Origin of the sequence: Xanthomonas sp. D-109 (genome assembly GCF_017746095.1) — a bacterium.
In the GTDB taxonomy this organism is placed as follows: domain Bacteria; phylum Pseudomonadota; class Gammaproteobacteria; order Xanthomonadales; family Xanthomonadaceae; genus Xanthomonas_A; species Xanthomonas_A sacchari.
Map to the genome: position 1 here is coordinate 39,833 of NZ_JAGHWV010000008.1, position 21,383 is coordinate 61,215.

A 21,383-nucleotide genomic window follows, 5' to 3' on the forward strand; every position below is an offset into this window, starting at 1 on the left:
CCGCTGTCATCGGGCGCGTGCCATGCTGGCCGCGCCCGCCACCGCCGAGGAGACCGCCATGACCACGTCCGCCGCCACCACCGGGACCGTCCACTTGCATCGCGTGCTGCGCGCGCCGGCCGAGCGCGTCTATCGCGCCTTCCTGGAGCCGGCGGCGCTGGCCAAATGGCTGCCGCCGCATGGCTTCGTCGCCACCGTGCATGCGCTGGACGCGCGGGTGGGCGGCAGCTTCCGGATGAGTTTCACCAACCTCGGCACCGGCACCAGCAGTTCCTTCGGCGGCACCTACCTGGAACTGGTGCCCGGCCAGCTGATCCGCCACACCGACCGCTTCGACAACCCGGACCTGCCCGGCGAGATGATCGTGACCGTGCGGCTGCGGCCGGTGGCCTGCGGTACCGCGCTGGAGATCGTGCAGGAGGGCATCCCGCCGCAGATCCCGGTGGAGTTCTGCCACCTCGGCTGGCAGGAGTCGCTGACCCTGCTGACGCAACTGGTCGAACCCGAGATTCCCGATTCGCCCTGATCCGCCGTCTCTTCTTTTCGTACGCACCCGGAACCGCCATGGCCCACGCTCCGCAACTCCGCATCCCCGCCACCTACATGCGCGGCGGCACCTCCAAGGGCGTGTTCTTCCGCCTGCAGGACCTGCCTGCGGCGGCGCAGACGCCGGGCCCGGCGCGCGATGCGCTGCTGCAGCGGGTGATCGGCAGCCCCGATCCCTACGCCAAGCAGATCGACGGCATGGGCGGGGCCACCTCCAGCACCAGCAAGACCGTGATCGTGGCGCCGAGCACGCGCCCGGACCACGACGTGGACTATCTGTTCGGCCAGGTGGCGATCGAGCGCGCGTTCGTGGACTGGAGCGGCAACTGCGGCAACCTGTCGGCGGCGGTGGGGCCGTTCACGATCGCCGCCGGGCTGGTCGATCCGGCGCGGATTCCGCGCGATGGCGTGGCCACGGTGCGGATCTGGCAGGCCAACATCGGCAAGACCATCGTCGCGCAGGTGCCGATGAGCGACGGCGCGGTGCAGGAGACCGGCGATTTCGAGCTGGATGGGGTGACCTTCCCGGCGGCGGAGATCGCGCTGGAATTCCTCGACCCGGCCGCCGACGAGGACGGCGCCGGCGGCGCCATGTTCCCCACCGGCCACCTGGTCGACACGCTGGAGGTGCCGGGCGTCGGCAGCTTCCAGGCGACCCTGATCAACGCCGGCATTCCCACCATCTTCCTCGAGGCGCAGGCGCTGGGTTACCAGGGCACCGAACTGCAGGATGCGATCAACGGCGATGCGCAGGCGCTGCAGCGCTTCGAAACCATCCGCGCATACGGCGCGCTGCGCATGGGCCTGATCGCCACGCTTGAAGACGCGGCGACGCGCCAGCACACGCCCAAGGTCGCCTTCGTCGCGCCGCCGGCCGACTACACCGCCTCCAGCGGCAAGCCGGTGGCGGCCGCCGACATCGACCTGCTGGTGCGGGCGATGTCGATGGGCAAGCTGCACCACGCGATGATGGGCACCGCGGCGGTGGCGATCGGCACCGCCGCGGCGATCCCCGGCACCCTGGTCAACCGCGCCGCTGGCGGCGGCGAACGCACCGCGGTGCGCTTCGGCCACCCCTCGGGCACCTTGCGGGTCGGCGCCGAGGCGCGCCAGGTGGACGGCCAGTGGACCGTCACCAAGGCCTTGATGAGCCGCAGCGCGCGCGTGCTGATGGAAGGCTGGGTACGGGTGCCGGAGACGCCGGCGGGCTGAGCCGGCAGGCCGTGCGCAGGCGCAGCTCCGCACGGCGCTGCCAACGCTGATGGTCCGCTCAACTGCAATCCGCGTTGAGCGACGGGTAGGCCGTGTTGAGCAGCCACTTGCCGTTCGTGGTCCTCGAATTGGCGTACCAGAAGCAGACCTTGACCGGAGTGAACTCGGTCCACGCGGTGCAAATGCCGTTCTTGCCGGCTGCGGTGCATTTCCAGCCCGCAGTGATGCCGACGCTGGCGGCATCGACGATGTCCTTCGGGCCGCCACCGGTGCCGCAGTCGACGTGCTTGCCGGTCGTGGCCGCTGCCCAGTTGTTGAAGGCGCCCTGGAACGTCGCCCAGTTGGCGAACGCCGATTTCCCGAGCTGACTCTGCGCGCCGCTGGGCGGCAGCGGCGTGGTGGCGTTCTGCATGTGCAGGCCGACATGCCCGCCAGTGCCGCCGGCGGCGCGATTGGCGGTGTCCGACGCGGTGCTGGCCACGATGTTGTCGACCGCGGTGCAGGTCTTGGCCTGGGCGGAACAGGTGAGCAGCGTCGTGCAGAGCACGGCGACGAGGGACAGGGATCGGGGTGTGAACATCGGGGTCTCTCCAGGGCAGCGCGGATGCGCGCTCTTCAGACGTCGGCAGCGGTCGCTGTGTGAAGCGGCGCGCGGTGCGATGCCATTCCGTGCGGCCCGGGTGGGCTTGCGGCAGCGGGATGGACTTTTTGCGCTGCTGGCCTTTCGGCCGCGGGCGCAGGATGTGCGGTTTGGCATGGGCGTTTGGAAGGGCGGCGTGGCATGGGTAGAGCATCGTCGGGGGTGTTGCTGCCACCGGTACTCCAAGCCGGCCTGGAGCCTGAGGACTTCGCGCGTCGGGACTGAAGTCCCTCCCACAGGGCATTTCGGCGGTTCCGTGCTCTGCCGCCAGCGCCACTGCCCCGGCCACCGGCGACCGCGCGCTGTGCCTGTCCTTGTGGGAGGGACTTCAGTCCCGACGCGACCAAAAGCGGCTACCGCAATCCGAGAAGGGAAGCCGGCCCGGGCCGACAGGCGAGCCGCCGCCATCAGCCCCGCTTTTGCCAATCCCGACTCCCCAATCCCAAATCCCCACCCCAGCAGATGACGCCAGCCGCCACAGCTTGTATATTTTGTGTTAATTATGCTGCGGCGCGGCAAGGACTCGGCGCGCTCCCGATCACGTCCACCCATCCCGGAGTTCCCATGTCTGCCAGTTGGTCGCTGCGCGCCAGTGCGCTTGCCGTTGCCGTCGTTTCCGCGCTTTCGTTCCCCGCCGCCGCCCAGCAGGCGGACAGCACCGACGGGGTCGCCCGTCTGGACACGATCAAGGTCACCGCCGAGCGCCGCGCCGAGGACTCCAAGGACGTGCCGGTGTCGGCCAGCGTGCTGCGCCCGGAATACCTGGACGCCATCGCCACCAGCGGCTCGGACGTGCGCGTGCTGGCCGGCAAGGCGCCCAGCCTCAACGTCGAGTCGTCCAACGGCCGCGTGTTCCCGCGCTTCTACATCCGCGGCTACGGCAACACCGACTTCAACACCTACGCCTCGCAGCCGGTGTCGCTGATCTATGACGACGTGGTCGCCGAGAACGCGTTCCTGAAGGGCTTCCCGATCTTCGACCTGCAGAGCCTGGAAGTGCTGCGCGGTCCGCAGGGCACGCTGTTCGGCCGCAACACCCCCGCCGGCGTGGTCAAGTTCAATTCGGTCAAGCCGACCATCGGCGCCAACGACGGCTACGCCAGCCTGTCCTACGGCACCTACGGCACCATGACCATGGAAACCGGCCTGAGCGTGGCCATGGGCGACAAGTGGGCCGCGCGCCTGTCGGCGCTGGGCCAGCGCCGCGGCGACTGGGTCGACAACACCATCGACAACCGCTCCTTCGAAGGCTACATGGATTCGGCGGTGCGCCTGCAGGTGCTGTTCCAGCCGGGCGAGGACTTCAGCGCGCTGTTCAACGCGCACGCGCGCCACCTCGACGGCACCGCGCGGCTGTTCCGCGCCAACATCTTCCAGCCGGGCACCAACCAGTTGGTCGCCGGCTTCGACCCGGACAAGGTGTCCATCGACGGCAAGAACACCCAGGAACTGCAGACCTACGGCGGCAGCGCCAACCTGACCTGGGACCTGGGCGACATCGTGCTGCACTCGATCACCGGCTACGAGGGCATCGGCAAGTACTACAGCCGCGGCGACATCGACGGCGGCTACGGCGCGGTGTTCGCGCCGCCGTCCGGCCCCGGGGTGATCCCGTTCCCGGTGGAGACCGCCGGCGGCATCAAGAACCTGGACCAGTATTCGCAGGAACTGCGTGCCGAGTCGCAGTACGCCGGGCCGCTGAACTGGCAGGCCGGCCTGTACTACTTCAACGATTCGGTGGAAGGCGAGAACTACACCTACAACACCCTGGCCGGCGGCACACTGGCCAGCTACCAGCTGACCCGCCAGCGCAACACCTCGTGGGCGGCGTTCGGCTCGCTGAACTACGCGGCCACCGAGCGCCTGAACCTGCGCGCCGGCATCCGCTACACCTACGACAAGAAGACCTTCGACGTGCTCGCGCTGGACCGCGTGACCCTGCAGCAGCCCTCCAGCGGCAGCACCGACAATTCCAAGGTCACCGGCGACCTCAGCGCCACCTACACCATCAACGACAACGTCAACGTCTACGGACGCGCCGCCCGCGGTTTCCGCGGCGCCAGCTTCGGCGTGCCGTCGGCCACCGCGCCGCTGACCGTGGCCGCGCCGGAGACCGTGGACTCCTACGAGATCGGCATCAAGTCCGACCTGTTCGACAAGCGTGCGCGCCTGAGCTTCGACGTCTACGACTTCAAGGTGAAGAACCAGCAGCTGACCGCGGTCGGCGGCGCCTCCAACGACGTGCGCCTGCTCAACGCCAAGGCCTCCAAGGCGCGCGGCGCCGAGTTCGACTTCGAGGCGCTGCTGACCCAGAACCTGCGCATGACCCTGGGCGGCGCCTACAACTGGACCCGCATCGAGGACCCGACCCTGTCGGTGGGCGTGTGCCGCACCTGCACCGTGACCGATCCGATCAACGCCTCCGGCCGCGCGCTGATCGACGGCAACGTGCTGCCGCAGGCGGCCAAGTGGATGGGCAACGCGACCCTGCGCTACGGCATCCCGGTCGGCGACGACGCCGAGTTCTTCTTCTTCACCGACTGGTCCTACCGCAGCGAGATCAACTTCTTCCTGTACGACTCGCGCGAGTTCGTCGGCCAGCCGCTGCTCGAGGGCGGTGCCAAGATCGGCTACAACTGGGGCGCCGGTGCGTACGAGGTCTCGGTGTTCTGCCGCAACTGCACCAACCAGATCCGCGCCACCGGTGCGATCGACTTCAACAACCTCACCGGCTTCATCAACGATCCGCGCATCGTCGGCGCACAGTTCCGCGCCAACTTCTGATCCGCGGTCTCGCCGTTGCAACACCGACCGCCGGCTATCATGCCGGCGGTTCTTTTTTGGGGAGACGCGCATGCGCGTGCTGAAGCAATGGGCGGCGTCGGCGCTGCTGATCGCGGCGACCTGGGCGGCCGATGCGGTGGCGGCGCCAGCGCCAACGACGAGCGCACCGGTGCAGAAGGTGGTGGTGTCCACCGACGTCGGCGACGACATCGACGATGCGTTCGCGCTGGCACTGCTATTGCGCAGCCAGGAGCTGCAGGTGCTGGGCATCGCCTCGGCCTGGGGCGACACCGGCCTGCGCGCGCAACTGCTGCAGCGGCTGCTGCAGCAGGCCGGTCGCAGCGACATCCCGCTGGCGATCGGCCAGCGCACCGACAGCACGATTCCCTTCAGCCAGGCGCGCTGGGCGGCGAAGGGTACGCTGCCGCGCAAGGCGCCGGATGCGGCCGCTTTCATCTTGGCGCAGGCGCGGCGCTATCCCGGCCAGGTCACCCTGCTGGTGCTCGGCCCGCTGACCGACGCGGCGCGCGCGCAGCAGCGCGACCCGGCCGGTTTCGCGCAACTCAAGCAGGTGGTGCTGATGGGCGGCTCGGTGCGCGTGGGCTACGGCAAGTCGCGCTACCGCCCGCTGAATCCGCCGGCGGCCGAGTACAACATCGCCGCCGACATCCCCGCTGCGCAGCGCGTGTTCGGCGCCGGCGTGCCGATCGTGATGCTGCCGCTGGACGCCACCCAGGTGACCCTGGAGGAGCCGGAGCGGGTGGCGCTGTTCGCCCATGGCGAACCGCTGACCGACGCGTTGGCGCAGCTCTACTACCAGTGGCGCGACACCGACCAGCCCTGGGCCAGCGCCACCCCGACCCTGTTCGACGTGGTGCCGGTGGCGCAGTTGCTCGACCCGGGCCTGTGCCCCACCGTGCCGCTGCGCATCGTGGTCGACGACAAGGGCTATACCCGCGAGACGCCGACGGCGGACGCACCGGGCGCCGCGGCCAATGCGCAGGTCTGCCTGGCGCTGGATCGGCCGCGGCTGATCGCGCTGTACATGCAGCGGATGCTGCACTGACGTGTCGTCGCGACGAGCGGGGCAGTTGGCTGCTTCGTTGTTTTGCAGTCGGGACTGAAGTCCCTCCCACAGGGGAGCCAATCCGATGGCCAATGCCGACGGCACCCACGGCGCAAGCCTTATGTGGGAGGGACTTCAGTCCCGACGAGTGGAGCCATCGGTGCACTCAGTGCCGTCGCGGTGGGACCGAAGCCCCCAACCTGGTCTCAAGGTGAGGGCCTACGGCGACTCAGGGGTAGGAGCGGCTTCAGCCGCGACCCGCGTTCCCGGTAAGGCCCGTCGCGGCTGAAGCCGCTCCCACAGGGGCTCCATGGCGATCGGTGGTGCCTTGGCGGGAGGGACGTCCGCACCGACGGCGGCCTGCTGCGCACATGCCGACGGATGGTGCACCTTCGCCCCTCCTGACCGTCGCGCCGGCGCTTTATACTCGCGCCACATTCACGGAGCGAACGCATGCACACGGATTCGAAGCGGCGCTGGGCGGGCCTGCGCGCGGGGTTGATGGGGACGTTCTTGCTGCTGGGCCTGGCGCTGGCGCTGGGCGGCTGCAAGCGCAACGAATCCGGGCAGTTGCCCGAGGCCAGCGGCGAGCCGGTGAAGGGGCAGAAGGAGGCGATGAAGGGCTTCGGCCTGGTCCGCGCCTATCCCGACCAGAAGGGCGACGGGCTGTCGCTGGCGCTGGAGTTCTCGCGGCCGCTGGTCGGCACCCAGGATTTCGACAAGCTGCTGCGCTTCGAGGAGAAGGTCGGCACCGACGAGAGCGCCTGGTCGCTGTCCGACGACGGCAAGACCCTGCGCTATCCCTACGTGGAGGCGGCCAAGGACTACACCGTGGTGATCTCGGCCGACCTGCTGGCCGCCGACGGCAGCCGGCTGGGCAAGCCGCTCAAGCAGAAGGTCTACACCGGCGAACTGACCCCGGCGGTCGGCTTCGCCTCGCAGGGCAGCGTGCTGCCGGCGCGCGAGAGCCGCGGCCTGCCGGTGGTCTCGCTCAACGTGCCGGAAGTGGACGTGGAGTTCATGCGGGTCAAGGACAGCGCGCTGCCGGCGTTCTTCGCCCAGTACCAGCGCGGCGGCCGCCGCGGCACCTGGGAGCTGGACAGCGACTACGGCGACCATACCCCGATCTCGCAACTGGCCGACTCGGTCTATACCAACCGCTTCGTGCTCGGCGGCGACAAGAACGAGCGCGCGCTGACCTACCTGCCGATCCAGGAAATCAAGGAACTGCAGGCGCCGGGCCTGTACTTCGCGGTGCTGCGCCGCCCCGGCAAGTTCGACAACGAGTACGACACCGCCTTCTTCACCGTCAGCGACATCGGCCTGCACGCGCGCGCCTACAAGGACAAGCTGTTCGTCCACACCGCCTCGCTGCAGAGCGGCGAGCCGCTGAAGAAGGTGGAACTGCGCGTGCTCAACGCCGACGGCGAGCTGTTCCTCAAGGGCCAGACCGACGACAACGGCAACGCGCTGCTGAACTACACGCTCGACGCCGGCCAGGTGCTGGTGGCGCGCAGCGGCACCGACCTGTCGATGCTGCCGTTCAACCAGCCGGCGCTGGACCTGAGCGAGTTCGCGGTGGCCGGGCGCGAGAACGCCTGGTTCGACGTGTTCGCCTGGTCCGGCCGCGACCTGTACCGCCCCGGCGAGACCGTGCGGGTGTCGGCGCTGCTGCGCGACAACGACGGCAAGCCGGTGCCGACCACCGGCAAGGGCGCGCAGCCGGTGTTCCTGCGGCTCAAGCAGCCCGACGGCAAGATCTTCCGCGAGACCCGGCTGCAGCCGGGCGAGCAGGGCTATTTCAGCTTCGAGCAACTGATCCCCGCCGATGCGCCGACCGGGCGCTGGCAGGTGGAGTTCCGCACCGACCCGACCAGCAAGGAAGCGGTGCAGGGCATGACCCTGCGCATCGAGGAGTTCCTGCCCGAGCGCATGAAGCTGGACCTGGACAGCGCGCAGAAGACGCTCAAGCCGGGCGAGCCGTTCAAGCTGCAGGCCACTGCCGCCTACCTGTACGGCGCGCCGGCCGCGGGCAACCGCTTCACCGCCAAGCTGGCGGTGGCGGTCGAGCAGCATCCGGTGGAGGCGCTGCCGGGCTACTTCTTCGGCGACCCGACCCTGCAGTTGCCGCGCGAGGCCAAGGACGTGGTCGATACCGAGTTCGGCGCCGACGGCAAGCTCAGCGAGGACCTGGCGCTGCCCGACGAGGCCAAGCCGACCAGCACCATCGCCGCGCTGGTCTCGGCCAGCGTGTACGAGACCGGTGGCCGCACCGTCACCCGCACGCTCAAGCGCGTGCTGTGGCCGGCGCCGGCGCTGGTCGGCGTGCGCCCGCTGTTCGACGACAAGGACGGCGCCGACGCCAACGCCAATGCGCGCTTCGAACTGATGCGGGTGGATGCGCAGGGCAAGCCGCAGCCGGCCAAGGGCCTGAAGGTGACCCTGGTGCGCGAGCTGCGCGACTACCACTGGGCGTTCACCGACAACCGTTGGGACTATGACTTCACCCGTCGCTTCGAGAACAAGCAGACGCTCACCGTCGATGCCGGCGCCAGCGCCGCCAAGGTCGATTTCCCGGTGGAGTGGGGCGAGTACCGGGTGGACGTGTTCGACCCGGCCACCGGCCTGACCACGCGTTATCCGTTCCACGCCGGCTGGAGCTGGAACGACGACAACCGCGGCCTCGACGCGCGCCCGGACAAGGTCAAGCTGGCGCTGGACAAGACCGGCTACAAGGCCGGCGACACGCTCAAGGTCACCCTGACCCCGCCGCACGCCGGCCCCGGCCTGCTGATGGTCGAGAGCGACCGCATGCTGTACGTGCAGGACATCGACGTGAAGCCGGGCAGCACGTTTGAGATCCCCGTGACCAAGGACTGGGAGCGCCACGACGTCTACGTCACCGCGCTGGTGTTCCGCGGCGGCTCGGCACCGAGCAAGATCACCCCGGCGCGTGCGGTCGGCGTGGCCCACGTGCCGATGGACCGCAAGGCCCGACGCGTGGCGGTGGGCCTGGTCGCGCCCAAGCAGATGCGCCCGGAGCAGCCGCTGCCGGTGACGGTGAGCGTGCCGGAACTGGCCGGCAAGCAGGCGCACGTGACCATCTCCGCGGTGGACGTGGGCATCCTCAACATCACCCGCTTCCCGGTGCCCGACGCCAACGCGCAGTTCTTCGCGCAGCGGCGCCTGGGCGTGGATGCGTACGACATCTACGGCCGGGTGATCGAGAGCTTCGAGGGCGGCACCGGCAAGCTGCGCTTCGGTGGCGACATGGCGCTGGCGGCATTGCCGCAGGCCAAGCGCCCGACCGCGCGGGTGCAGACCGTGGACCTGTTCTCCGGCCCGGTGCAGCTCGATGCCAAGGGCAACGCCCGCGTGCAGTTGCCGGTGCCGGACTTCAACGGCACCCTGCGCGTGTCGGCGCTGGTCTATTCGGACGAGCGCTACGGCAACCGCGACGTGGAGACCCTGGTGCGCGCGCCGATCGTGGCCGAGGCCAGCATGCCGCGGGTGATGGCGCCGGGCGACCGCAGCACGGTGACCCTGGACGTGCAGAACTTCACCGGCCAGCCGGGCGAGTTCAAGGTGCGCGTGGATGGCGAAGGCCCGCTGGCGATCGCCGACAACGCACGCAGCGCCAAGCTGGGCAAGGACGGCAAGGCCACGCTGAGCTTCCCGCTGGTGGCGCAGGAGGGCTACACGGTGGCCAAGGTGCGGGTGCGGGTGGAAGGCAATGGCTATGCCGCCGACCGCCGCTACGACCTGCCGGTGCGTGCGGCGTGGCCGTCGGTGCTGCGCACGCAGACCCGCGTGCTGGACACGCTGGCGCCGGTGACGCTGGGCGCCAGCGATGCCGAAGGCCTGATGGCCGGCTCGGTCAACGCGCGCATGCTGGTCAGCGCATTGCCGCCGATTCCGTTCGCCAGCGCGCTGCAGGGCGCGCTGGAATACCCCTACGGATGCGCCGAGCAGACCACCAGCAAGGGCTACGCGGCGTTGCTGCTCGACGACGCCACCGCGCGCCTGCTCGGGGTCAAGGGCCTGGATGCGGCCACGCGCCGCGCGCGCATGGAAGGCGCGTTCGGGCGGCTGGCCTCGATGCAGGTGTCCAGCGGCCACTTCTCGATGTGGGGCGACGACGGCTACGTCAATCCGGGGCTGACGCCGTACATCGCCGAGTTCCTGCTCGACGCCAAGGACGCCGGCTTCGCGGTGCCCGACAACGTGCTGCAGAAGGCGTTGAACCGGCTCAGCGAGGACCTGCTGTCCGGCGGCAACAACTTCTACGGCCAGGACCGCCGCGAGAACCTGAAGTTCGCCAACCAGGCCTGGTCCGGCTACGTGCTGGCGCGGGTCAACCGCGCGCCGCTGGGCACGCTGCGCGCGCTGTACGACAACGACCGCGGCAAGGCGCTGACCGGCCTGTCGCTGGTGCACCTGGGCGTGGCGCTGTCGCTGCAGGGCGACAAGAAGCGCGGCGAAGCGGCGATCGCCGCCGGTTTCGCCAAGGACAGCGCCGACCGGCCGCGCTACTTCGGCGACTACGGCAGCGTGGTCCGCGACGACGCGCTGATGATCGCGCTGCTGCACGAGCGTGGCCTGGCCAAGCCCGAGTACGACGCGCGGGTGATGGCGCTGGGCCGCGAGCTGGACGCGCGCCGCCGCGGTGGCTGGCTGTGGCTGAGCACGCAGGAGCAGGTGGCGCTGGCGCGCATGGGCAAGGCATTGCTCAACAGCCAGACCGCGCAGGTGTCCGGGCAGTTGAGCATAGGCGACAGCAGCGAGGCGATCGCCCCGGCCAAGGCCTTCGGCCGCCAGTTCGGCGAGGCCGAGCTGGCGCGCGGCGTGCACTTCGTGCCGCAGGGCCAGCCGCCGCTGTACGCCAGCCTGGAAATCGCCGGCGTGCCGCGCACTCCGCCGGCGGCCGACGACAGCACGCTGAAGGTGGAGCGCAGCTTCTACGGCACCGACGGCAAGCCGTGGACGCCGCAGCCGCTGAAGGAGGGCGAGGCGCTGATCGTGCGCGTCACCATCACCTCCGACACCAGCATGCCCGACGCGCTGCTGACCGACCTGCTGCCGGCCGGCCTGGAGATCGAGAACTTCAACCTGGGCGACGCCAAGCAGTGGGCCGACGTGGTGGTGGACGGCATCGAGATCAGCGACCGCTCCAACGCCGCCGACGTCAAGCACGAGGAGTTCCGCGACGACCGCTACGTGGCCGCGCTGAGCCTGTCGGCGGGCAGCAAGGCGCAGGTGTTCTACCTGGTGCGCGCGGTGACCCCGGGCACCTACACGGTGCCGCCGTCGCTGGTCGAGGACATGTACCGCCCCGACCTGCGCGGCGTGGGGCGCAGCAACCCCGGCACGATCAACGTCGTGCAGCCCTGATGAAAGCCCCCTCTCCCCCAGGGAGAGGGGCCGGGGGTGAGGGTCCGACCACCAGGGACGCCGCTTGACTCCCCTCTCCCTGCGGGAGAGGGGCCGGGGGTGAGGGTACGACCGCCAGGGAGCCCCACCAGCAACACCGCACCAACCCCCGAGGGGCCGGGGATGAAGGGATCCCGGCCAGCACTGTCAGCCAGACGCGACAGCTACCATGACCGCCGCACCCAGCGCGCCGCCGCCGGCGCACCCCTGGTCCGCCGCTGCGTCCCCCTCTCGTTCCTGGAGCCTGTCATGCCCCCCGCATCCTCCCCGCCTGCCGCACCCCACCTGGACACCGTGGTGTTCGATCTCGGCGGGGTCCTGATCGACTGGAACCCACGTCATCTGTACCGCCGCCTGTTCGACGACGAGGCGGCGATGGAAACCTTCCTGCGCGAGGTGTGCAGCCCGCAGTGGAACGAGCGCCAGGATGCCGGACGTCCATGGCACGACGCGGTGGCCGAACTCAGCGCGCTGCATCCGACGCATGCGCCGATGATCGCCGCCTACCACGCACGTTGGCCGGAGATGCTCGGCGGCGCGCTGGACGCCACGGTGGCGGTGCTGGAGGAACTGCGCGGGCAGGGCGTGCGGCTGTACGCGTTGACCAACTGGTCGCACGAGACCTTCCCGATCGCGCGCGAACGCTACCCGTTCCTGCAATGGTTCGAGGGCGTGCTGGTGTCGGGCGAGGAGCGCCTGGTCAAACCGGACCCGGCGATCTTCGCGCTGCTGTGCGAACGCTATGCGATCGAGCCGGCGCGTGCGGTGTTCATCGACGACGCGCCGCGCAACGTGCACGCCGCCGCGGCCACCGGCATGCACGCGTTGCAGTTCCGCGACGCCGCCACCTTGCGCGAGGACCTGGTCGCGCTGAGCCTGCTGTCGCCGCGCGCGCCAGCGCCCTGATCCGCGCCACGCCGCGCCGTCGCCAGCGCAGCGTCCTGGCGATCAAGGTGCCGGCGCCGTTGCGCCGGCAGCGATGCCATGGGCCGCTCCACGCCCTGCGAGCGGTCTGCCGTTCGCCGATGCCGTAAGAAACGCCGTTGCCATCGCCGGGCGTGCGCTGTCGCCATGCTTTCCGATGGCCGCCATCGCTCCGTCATATCCCTGGGATTAAATAACGAACTTTAAGTTACTTAATTCGGTCACCAGGGGACATCGCCATGCAACCACTCACCCATCGGCGCCGCGCGCTGATCGTCTGCGCGCTCGCCGCCAGCTGCCAGGCCGCGCTGGCGCAGGACGCCGCATCCACCACGGCGACGCTCGCCGCCGACGCCAGCGCCGCCGTCGCTGCGCCCGCCGTCGGCGACGCCACGCCAACCTCCACGCCCGACACCGCGCCCAGCGCCGCCGCCAGCGACGACGGCACCACCACGCTGTCCAGCGTGATGGTCACCGGCGTGCGCAAGGCCAATGCCGCCGCGATCGAGAGCAAGCGCGCGGCCACCAACATCACCGACGTGGTCAGCTCCACCGACGTGCGTGCACTGCCGGACACCACCATCGTCGAGGCGCTGCGCCGCATCCCCGGCCTGTCGGTGCTGCCGGCCACCGACAACGAACATCCGCGCGACGAGGCCGCCACCCCGGTGCTGCGCGGTCTCGGCCCGTCCTACAACAACGTCACCATCGACGGCCTGACCGTGGCCTCGCCGGGCACGCCCAACGGCACGCTCGGCTCGATCACCCGCGGCGTGCGCCTGGACATCCTGCCGGCCTCGATGGTCAGCGAACTGCAGGTCATCAAGACCTTCACTCCGGACCTGGACCCGAACGCCACCGGCGGCGCGATCAACCTCAAGACCCGCAGCGCGTTCGAGAACGGCGGCAAGCCGTTCTTCACCGCCGAGGCCTCGCTGGGCCACGCCAACGACGTCGGCAAGCCGCGCGACCAGGACGACCCGGGCTACCGCCTGCTGGCCACCGGCAGCCGTACCTTCGGCAGCGAAGGGCAGTACGGCCTGACCCTGTCCGGCAACTACCAGACGCTGAGCAGCTACACCGAAACCCACATGACCACCGACACGGTGCACTACGGGTTCTACGACAACAGCGGCGTACTGCAGAGCGGCAACAACCTGGGCAACGGCTGGGCCGTGCCGCAGCAGGACAAGTACTGGTACGTGATGGACAAGCGCGACCGCTACGGCCTCACCGGCAAGTTCGAGGCGCGGTTGAGCGAATCCCTCCAGGCCTACGCCATGGCCGGCTACTACTACTTCCGCGACAACATGGAGCGCAACGAGATCATCCTCGATCCGCGCAACCGCAACCGCGTCTACAACCAGACCGCCACCAGCGGCACGTATCCGGTCGGCGACGTGGAAGTGGGCTACTCCAACCAGATCACCACCACCCGCACCAAGCTCGGCCAGACCGGCTTCGAATGGCGCCCGGACGACCGGCAGGTGCTGTCGGCGCGCGCGTCCTGGTCCGATGCCACCTATGCCGAACCGATCAAGATGATCAAGTACGTCACCGGCGCGCAGCGCCCGGCGGCGGTGCCCACCGGGCAGACCGGCGCCGGCGTCACCGTGGTGCCGACGGCGGCCTATGGCTTCAACTACGACACCTCTGCGCTCAACCAACGCTTCCCGATGTCGGCGCAGTCGTACTACAACTACGACAACTACAGCCTGCTGTACTGGCGCCCGGACTACCAGCGCAATGCGCGCGACAAGGTGCTCACCGGCCGCCTGGACTACGCCTTCAACCGCGGCGAGATGGACCGCGGCGTCGGCTTCGGCGGCGGCCTGAGCTACACCCGCGACGAACCCGGCTTCGACATCTACCGCGTCGAATACCAGCCCAACCGCAGCGCGCCGCCGCTGAAGATCGCCGACGTGCTGGCGCCGTCCAACGCGCCGATGCGCTACCTGGGCCTGAACCTGATCGCGATCGATCCGGACAAGGCCAACCAGATCCTCAGCGCCACGCCGCTGAGCGCGTTCAACCGCACCGACCAGAGCGCCTTCAGCAACCAGGACAACTTCAGCCATCGCGAAGAAATCTTCGGTGCCTACGGCCTGGTCGGCTATCGCGCCGACGATTTCGATGTGGAAGCCGGCCTGCACTACGACCATACCGACCAGTCCACGGTCGGCCGCCAGCGGCAACTGGACGCGGCCACCGGCAGCTACGTCTACGTCGATGCGCCCACCGAGTCGCGCTACGCCAAGGTGTTGCCGTCGGCGGTGATGACCTACCACGTCAACGACCGCCTCGACCTGCGCGCCGGCGCCAGCCGCACGCTCGGCCGCCCGCCCTACGACGCCTATGCCGCGCGCACCTCGATCGGCTTCGTCAACAGCAGCGACATGGGCAATCCCAACGCGCAGGGCGTGACCGTCACCATCGGCAACCCCGACATCAAGCCGCGCGTGTCCACCAACCTGGACCTGTCGCTGGAATGGCGCCTGCCCGACGACTTCGACGGCATGCTCGCCGCGGCGCTGTTCGACAAGCGCATCCAGGACGAGATCTTCACCCTCTCGCGCACCGACCAGTTCAGCTTCAACGGCACCACTTATTCCAACGTGCTGATCAGCACCCCGGCCAACGCGGCCAAGGCGCACGTGCGCGGCCTGGAACTGAGCGCGGTGTTCAACACCTTGTTCCCGGGCGTGCCGGCGCTGTCCGGCCTGGGCGCCAGCGCCAACCTGGCGCTGCTCGATGGCGGCATGGACGTGCCGTTCACCAGCGGCAGCGCGCCCAACCTGGTGCAGAGCCAGCGCACCGTCGATCGCCTGGTCGGGCAGCCGGGCTACACCGCCAATGCCTCGCTGTTCTACACGGTCGGCGGGGTGGAACTGCGCGCGGCCTACAACCGCCAGGGCAAGGCGCTGCGCGCCATCGTCAGCAACATCGCCTGGCAGGACCTGTACTGGGCGCCGCGCTCGCAGTTGGACCTGTCGGCGACCTGGGCGGTGAGCAAGCAGCTCAGCGTGGTCGGCCAGATCAGCAATGTCACCCACAGCCGCCTCACCAGCTTCACCGGCCCCGGCGAGAACCTGCTGAAGGACAGTTATTCGATGCCGACCACCTACTGGCTCGGCCTGCGCTTCACCCCGTCGCTGTGACCGTTGCCGGAGACCTTCCATGAATCTGCTTTTCTCGCGCGGCGCCGTCATCGCCGCGCTGCTGACCGCCACGGCCCCGGCCGTGGCCGCCATCGCCCCGATCCAGGCGCGCCTGGCCAATCCCGACGGCGGCATCTTCGTCGTCGCCCACCGCGGCTGCCACAATCCCGCGCCGGCGCATGGCTTCGCCGGGCACGCGCCGGAGAACTCGCTGCTGGGCCTGGAGCGCTGCGTGGCGCTGGGCGTGGACATGCTGGAAACCGACATCCGCCGCGCCGGCGACGGCACCCTGGTGATGTTCCATGACGCGACCGTCGACCGCACCACCGACGGCACCGGCAAGGTCGCCGAACTGACCTGGCCGCAACTGGCGCGGCTGCGCCTGCGCGACGACGAGGGCGGCGCCGACGCGCCGCTCACCGACCAGCATCCGTTGACCCTGCAGCAGATGCTGGCCGCGGCCAAGGGCCGGATCATGCTCAACCTCGACGTCAAGGCGCCGATCTACGCCGAGGTGGTCGATGCGGTGCGTCGCGCCGGCATGGAGCGCCAGGTGGTGGTCAAGACCGAAGTCGGCGTCGCCAGCCAGGATCTGGCGTCGATGCCGCCGTTCGACCGGATCAACTTCACCCCGGTGCTGCTCAACCCGCCGGGCACCGACGACCTGGTGCAGACCGTGCGCACCCAGACCGACGGCAAGGTGCGGCCGGTGGCGATCGAACTGCCGCGGATGCGCCTGGCCCAGTTGCCGGCGGTGGCGGCGCTGGCCAAGCAGCGGCACGTGCGGCTGCTGGTCAATACGCTGTGGGAAGGCTTCGTCGCCGATGTCGGCGGCGATGCCGATGCGGTGCGCGATCCGGAGGCGGTGTGGGGGCGGCTGTACCGCGCCGGCATCGGCGCCTTCCAGACCGACGAACCGGAAGCGCTGCTGCGCTATCGCGCCTCGCTGGAAAAGCCGTGATCCGCGCCTGACCGCGCCACTGTCCGGAATCGGTCGGTGCGCGACCGCTTGTGGACGTGGCGATTGCGCGCGTCGCCAGCGCAGCGTAGGTAATTCAACGCGTTAGCGTGGTGCGACGCTTGGCACGCAGCCTGCTGCACAGCAGGCATGGATATCGCGAAATCCCCGAACCGTTCGTTCTGGCGCCAGCGTCGCCGCTGGCTGGTGGGGGCCGCCATCGGCGTGGTCCTGTTGGGCGTGGCGCTGCTCGGCAGTGGCCGCGCCGCGCCGCGGGTGGCGCGCAGCGACGTGTGGATCGATGCGGCCACGCGCGGCGAGATGCGTCGCGAGGTCCGCGCCAACGGGGTGCTGGTGCCGCGGCAGATCCGCTGGATCACCGCCGGCGCGCCGGCCACCGTGCAGCAGCAACTGGTCGAGGCCGGCGCGCGCGTGCAGGCCGAGACGCCGCTGCTGCAACTGGCCAATCCCGAACTGGAAGCCGGCCTGGACCGCGCCCGCGCCGCGCTGTCCGGCGCCGATGCCGACCTGGCCGCGCTGCACGCGGCACTGGCCTCGCAGCTGCTGGACCAGCAGGCGCTGCAGGCGCAGGCCGAGTCCGAGTTGCAGATCGCGCAGATCAAGGCCAAGGCCTACCAACGCGGCCATGCGGGCGGTGCGATCTCGGCGATCGACCTGACCCAGAGCCAGATCGTCGAGGCGCAGCAGCGCGGCCGTGCCGACATCGAACGCAAGCGCGTCGCCGCGTTCCGGCAGAACATGGCCGCGCAACTGCGCGCGGCACAGGCACGGCGCGAGCAGGCCGCCAGTGCGCTGGCCATCGCCACGCAACAGGCCGACTCGCTGCGGGTGCGCGCCGGCAGCGACGGCATCCTGCAGCAGGTGGACGTGGAGCCGGGCCAGCGCGTCGAGGCCGGCGCCAAGCTGGCGCGGGTGGCGCGCCCGGACGACCTGCTGGCACGCCTGCAGGTGCCCGAACTCCTGGCCAAGGACGTGATCGAAGGCCTGCCGGTGGCGGTGGACACGCACAACGGCGTGGTCGGCGGGCAGGTGGCGCGGATCGATCCGGCAGTGCGCAGCGGCAGTGTGGCGGTCGACGTGCGGCTGGCGCCGCCGCTGCCGCCCGGCGTGCGCCCGGACCTGTCGGTGGACGGCCGCATCGTGCTCGGCACGCTGCGCGACGTGGTCAGCATCCCGCGCCCGGCGCTGGCCGTGCCCAACGCCGCCGGCAGCCTGTTCGTGCTGCGCGACGGCGGCGACACCGCGCAGCGCATCCGCGTGCGCTTCGGCGCCGCCTCCAGCGACCGCATCGAAGTCCGCGCCGGCCTGCGCGCCGGCGACCGCGTCGTGCTGTCCGACACCAGCCAGTGGAATGCCGACGCCACCTTGCGCTTACGCTAGCCTCACCAGGAGAGATCCCGCATGACCGCAGTTCCCGCACCATCCGCCGCGCCGCTGATCCACCTGCACGGGCTCAGCAAGGTTTTCCACACCGAGGAAGTGGAGACCCACGCCCTGGCCGAGATCGCACTGGACGTGGCGGCTGGCGATTTCGTCGCCATCACCGGCCCGTCCGGCTGCGGCAAGTCGACGCTGCTGTCGATCCTGGGCCTGCTCGATGCGCCCAGCGGCGGCACCTACCGGCTCAACGGCCGCAGCGTCGCCGAACTGGATACGGTCGGCCGCGCGCGCATCCGCAACGCCGAGATCGGCTTCATCTTCCAGGCCTTCAACCTGATCGCCGACCTCACCGTGGAAGAGAACGTGGCGCTGCCGCTGACCTACCGCGAGGGCGCCCAGCGCAGCCAGATCCGCCAGCGCGTGCGCGAGGTGCTGGAACTGGTCGGCATGCAGCATCGCCACAAGCACTATCCGGGGCAGTTGTCCGGCGGCCAGCAGCAGCGCGTGGCGGTGGCGCGTGCACTGGCCGGCAACCCGGCGATCCTGCTCGCCGACGAACCCACCGGCAACCTGGACAGCCGCAACGGCGAGGCGGTGATGCAGTTGCTCGAACAACTGCACGACAACGGCACGACCTTGTGCATGGTCACCCACGATCCGGCGTTCGCGCGGCGCGCGCAGCGCATCGTGCACATGCTCGACGGCCGCATCGTCGACGAAGACACCTTCGAGCGGTTGCGCCACGAACAGGACGTGGCGTTGCCGGCGCGTGCCGCGGGGCAGGCACGATGAGCGCCGCCCTGCAGTGGACCGAGATGCGGCAATCCTGGCGCACGCTCGCGCGCAGGCCGGGCTATCTGCTGCTGGCGGTGCTGACCCTGGCGCTGGGCGTGGCCACCACCACCGCGGTGTTCGCGCTGCTCGACCAGGCCTTGCTGAAGCCGCTGCCGTTCCCGCAGCCGGAGCGGTTGGTCACCCTCGGCCTGTCCAGCGACCCTGGCCGCAATGTCGCTGCACCCGGCTACTACCCGGTGTTGCGGCGCATGTCGAGCCTGCAGTCCATCGGCATCGCGCGCGGGTTCCCGGTGCCGGCCAACGTCGCCCGCGGCGCTGCCAGCGAGGTGGTCGCGTCGATCAGTGCCGATGCCGGCTTCCTGCGCACGCTCGGCCTGCCGATGGCGGCCGGGCGCAACTTCAACGACGAGGAAAGCCGGCCTGGCGGGCCGCAGGCGGTGATCCTCAGCCATCGTTTCTGGCAGCGCTATTTCGATGGCGACCCGTCTACGGTGGGACGCACCCTGCAGGTGGAAGGCAAGCCGGTGCAGATCGTCGGCGTGCTGCCGGCGGCCTTCCCCTGGGCCGAGCCGTTCGACCTGATCCGCAACATGCAGCCGGACCTGGCCGCGACCAACCTGTCCACCAACGAGATCGTGGTGGCGCGGTTGCGGCCCGGCGTCAGCGTGGCCGCCGCGTCCGCGCAGACCGCGACCACGCTCCAGGCCCTGTTGCGCAACAGCCCGCACATGGACGCGTCGTGGTGGGCGTCGCTGCAGCGACGGCCGCCCAACGCGCTGCCGCTGCAGGACAGCCTGTACGACGCCAACAGCGGCAACACCCTGTGGCTGTTCTTCGCCGCGGCCGCCTGCGTGCTGCTGATCGCCGCGATCAACCTGACCAGCCTGATGTTGTTGCGCGCGCTCGGGCGCAGCCACGACAGCGCGGTGCGTGCCGCGCTGGGCGCCTCGTGGCTGCGCTTGAGCCTGCCGGCGCTGGCCGAAGGCGTGCTGATCGGCGCGCTCGGCAGCCTGGCCGGCTTGGCGCTGGCCTGGCTGGGGCTGCGCCTGCTCGGCGGCTGGGTGCCGCTGATGTGGATGCGCGGGGAGGCGCCGCACCTGACCGGCGCCAGTGTGCTGTTCGCGCTGCTCGCCGGTGGCGCGACGGCGTTGTTGGCCGCAGCGCTGGGCATCGTCCGCGGCCGCCGCCGCAATCTGGTGACTGAACTGGCTGGCGGTGGGCGCGGCGGCTGGAGCCTGCAGGCCGGCCGCCTTGGCCGTGTCCTGGTGATCGCGCAGGTGGCCATCGCCGTGGTGCTGCTGATCGGCGCGGCCCTGTTCACCCGCACCCTGCAGAAGCTGGCGGAGGTGCCGATGGGCTTCGAGAGCCGCTCGGCGGTGGTGTTCACCCTGGCGCCGGTGAAGGAGCGCTACGTCACCGCGGCCGATGCGGTGGAGCAGACCCGGCGTATCGTCGCGCGCTTGCAGCAGGTGCCGGGCATCGACCGCGTGGGGGTGTCGACCAATCCGCCGACGGCGACGCGGTTGAGCTGGAGCGTGGAGATCGATGGCGCGCCGTCTGTCGACAGCCAGTACCGGTTGGCCACGCCGCAGTTCCTGGAGGTCTTCCGCATTCCCTTGCTGGCCGGGCGCGGGATCGCCGACAGCGATGTGGCCGGAGGCGAGCGGGTCTGCGTGGTCAGCGCCAGTTTCGCTGCGCGTTACCTGCACGGGCAGGCGCTCGGCAGGATCGTCAGCTTGCCCGACGACGGCGGCGACCAGCGCGTGTCGATGCGCGTGGTCGGCGTGGTCGGCGACGTGCGCCACACCAGCCCGGCCGAGCCACCGGAGCCGACCGTGTACCAGCCGCTGGCACAGATGAGCGAGCCGATGTGGCAGATCATCCGCGGCTTCGGCGCGCTGACCTATGCGGTGCATCTGCGGGCCGGCGCACTGGGTGCCGACGAGCGCGCGCTGCGTGCCGCCATCGACGAAGTGGCGCCACAGCAGCCGATCGCCGAGCTGCAACCGATGCAGGCGCTGGTCGCCAGCACCACCGGCGAACAGAAGCTCAACCTGCTGCTGGTCGGCCTGTTCGCTGGGCTGGCGCTGCTGCTGGCGGCGGTCGGCCTGTACGCGGTGATGGCGGTGGCGGTGGCCGCGCGCCAGCACGAGTTCGGCGTGCGCGCCGCGCTCGGCGCGCCGCCGGCGCGGCTGCGGCGGCAGGTGCTGGGCGAGGCCGGCGTGCAGATCGGGGTGGGCCTGCTGCTGGGCCTGGGCGTGGCGATGGCGCTGTCGCGGCTGCTGCAGCGGTACTTGTTCGAGGTGCGCGTGGCCGACCCGCTGGCGATCGGCGCGGTGCTGCTGGTGCTGGCTGCGGCCGGCCTGCTCGCCGCGCTGGCGCCGGCACGGCGCGCGGCGCGGGTGCCGCCGATGCAGGCCTTGCGCGCCGAATGATCGCCTCGTTTCTCGATGCGGCCGGCCGCTAGAC

Annotated in this window: 12 protein-coding genes; 11 read left to right on the forward strand and 1 reads right to left on the reverse strand. The window is 70.2% G+C overall.

Translation table 11 applies throughout. The features are described from left to right. Positions 1–22 precede the first annotated feature (22 nt). A complete protein-coding gene (locus J7357_RS08360) occupies positions 23–526 on the forward strand; it encodes an SRPBCC family protein (RefSeq protein ID WP_209245769.1) in 504 nt (167 codons plus the stop codon). Positions 527–564: 38 nt separating this feature from the next. Further along, positions 565–1,758, forward strand: coding sequence for a 2-methylaconitate cis-trans isomerase PrpF (prpF, locus tag J7357_RS08365; protein ID WP_209245770.1), 1,194 nt, complete (start codon positions 565–567; stop codon positions 1,756–1,758). A gap of 58 nt (positions 1,759–1,816) precedes the next feature. Here prpF and J7357_RS08370 read toward each other — a convergent pair whose 3' ends face one another. Further along, positions 1,817–2,338 carry a hypothetical protein gene (locus tag J7357_RS08370; RefSeq protein WP_209245771.1) on the reverse strand — a complete coding sequence of 174 codons (522 nt, stop codon included), beginning with the start codon at positions 2,336–2,338 and terminating at the stop codon, positions 1,817–1,819. 624 nt (positions 2,339–2,962) lie between these two features. Between J7357_RS08370 and J7357_RS08375 the strand changes: the two genes are divergently transcribed. The 9 genes from J7357_RS08375 (at position 2,963) to J7357_RS08415 (ending at position 21,349) form a co-directional block, all read left to right on the forward strand. Continuing rightward, positions 2,963–5,182: a TonB-dependent receptor gene (locus J7357_RS08375; RefSeq protein WP_209245772.1), complete on the forward strand. Its 2,220-nt coding sequence runs from the start codon at positions 2,963–2,965 to the stop codon at positions 5,180–5,182. Positions 5,183–5,258: 76 nt separating this feature from the next. Beyond that, a complete protein-coding gene (locus tag J7357_RS08380) occupies positions 5,259–6,248 on the forward strand; it encodes a nucleoside hydrolase (RefSeq protein ID WP_209245951.1) in 990 nt (329 codons plus the stop codon). A gap of 501 nt (positions 6,249–6,749) precedes the next feature. After that, a complete protein-coding gene (locus J7357_RS08385) occupies positions 6,750–11,639 on the forward strand; it encodes an alpha-2-macroglobulin (RefSeq protein ID WP_209245952.1) in 4,890 nt (1,629 codons plus the stop codon). Positions 11,640–11,927: 288 nt separating this feature from the next. After that, positions 11,928–12,584 (forward strand): HAD family phosphatase, encoded by a 657-nt coding sequence (locus tag J7357_RS08390; RefSeq protein WP_209245773.1) that lies wholly within the window; start codon positions 11,928–11,930, stop codon positions 12,582–12,584. A 257-nt stretch (positions 12,585–12,841) separates the two neighbouring features. Next, on the forward strand, positions 12,842–15,760 hold the full coding sequence (locus J7357_RS08395) for a TonB-dependent receptor (RefSeq protein ID WP_209245774.1): 2,919 nt from the start codon (positions 12,842–12,844) through the stop codon (positions 15,758–15,760). A gap of 19 nt (positions 15,761–15,779) precedes the next feature. Beyond that, a complete protein-coding gene (locus J7357_RS08400; RefSeq protein WP_209245775.1) occupies positions 15,780–16,721 on the forward strand; it encodes a glycerophosphodiester phosphodiesterase family protein in 942 nt (313 codons plus the stop codon). A 147-nt stretch (positions 16,722–16,868) separates the two neighbouring features. Beyond that, positions 16,869–18,119, forward strand: coding sequence for an efflux RND transporter periplasmic adaptor subunit (locus J7357_RS08405; RefSeq protein WP_209245776.1), 1,251 nt, complete (start codon positions 16,869–16,871; stop codon positions 18,117–18,119). A 21-nt stretch (positions 18,120–18,140) separates the two neighbouring features. Next, positions 18,141–18,911, forward strand: a complete 771-nt coding sequence (locus tag J7357_RS08410; protein ID WP_209245777.1) for an ABC transporter ATP-binding protein — start codon at positions 18,141–18,143, stop codon at positions 18,909–18,911. Continuing rightward, positions 18,908–21,349 (forward strand): ADOP family duplicated permease, encoded by a 2,442-nt coding sequence (locus J7357_RS08415; protein WP_209245778.1) that lies wholly within the window; start codon positions 18,908–18,910, stop codon positions 21,347–21,349. Before J7357_RS08410 ends, J7357_RS08415 begins: the two co-directional genes overlap by 4 nt. The last annotated feature ends 34 nt before the right edge of the window (positions 21,350–21,383 follow it).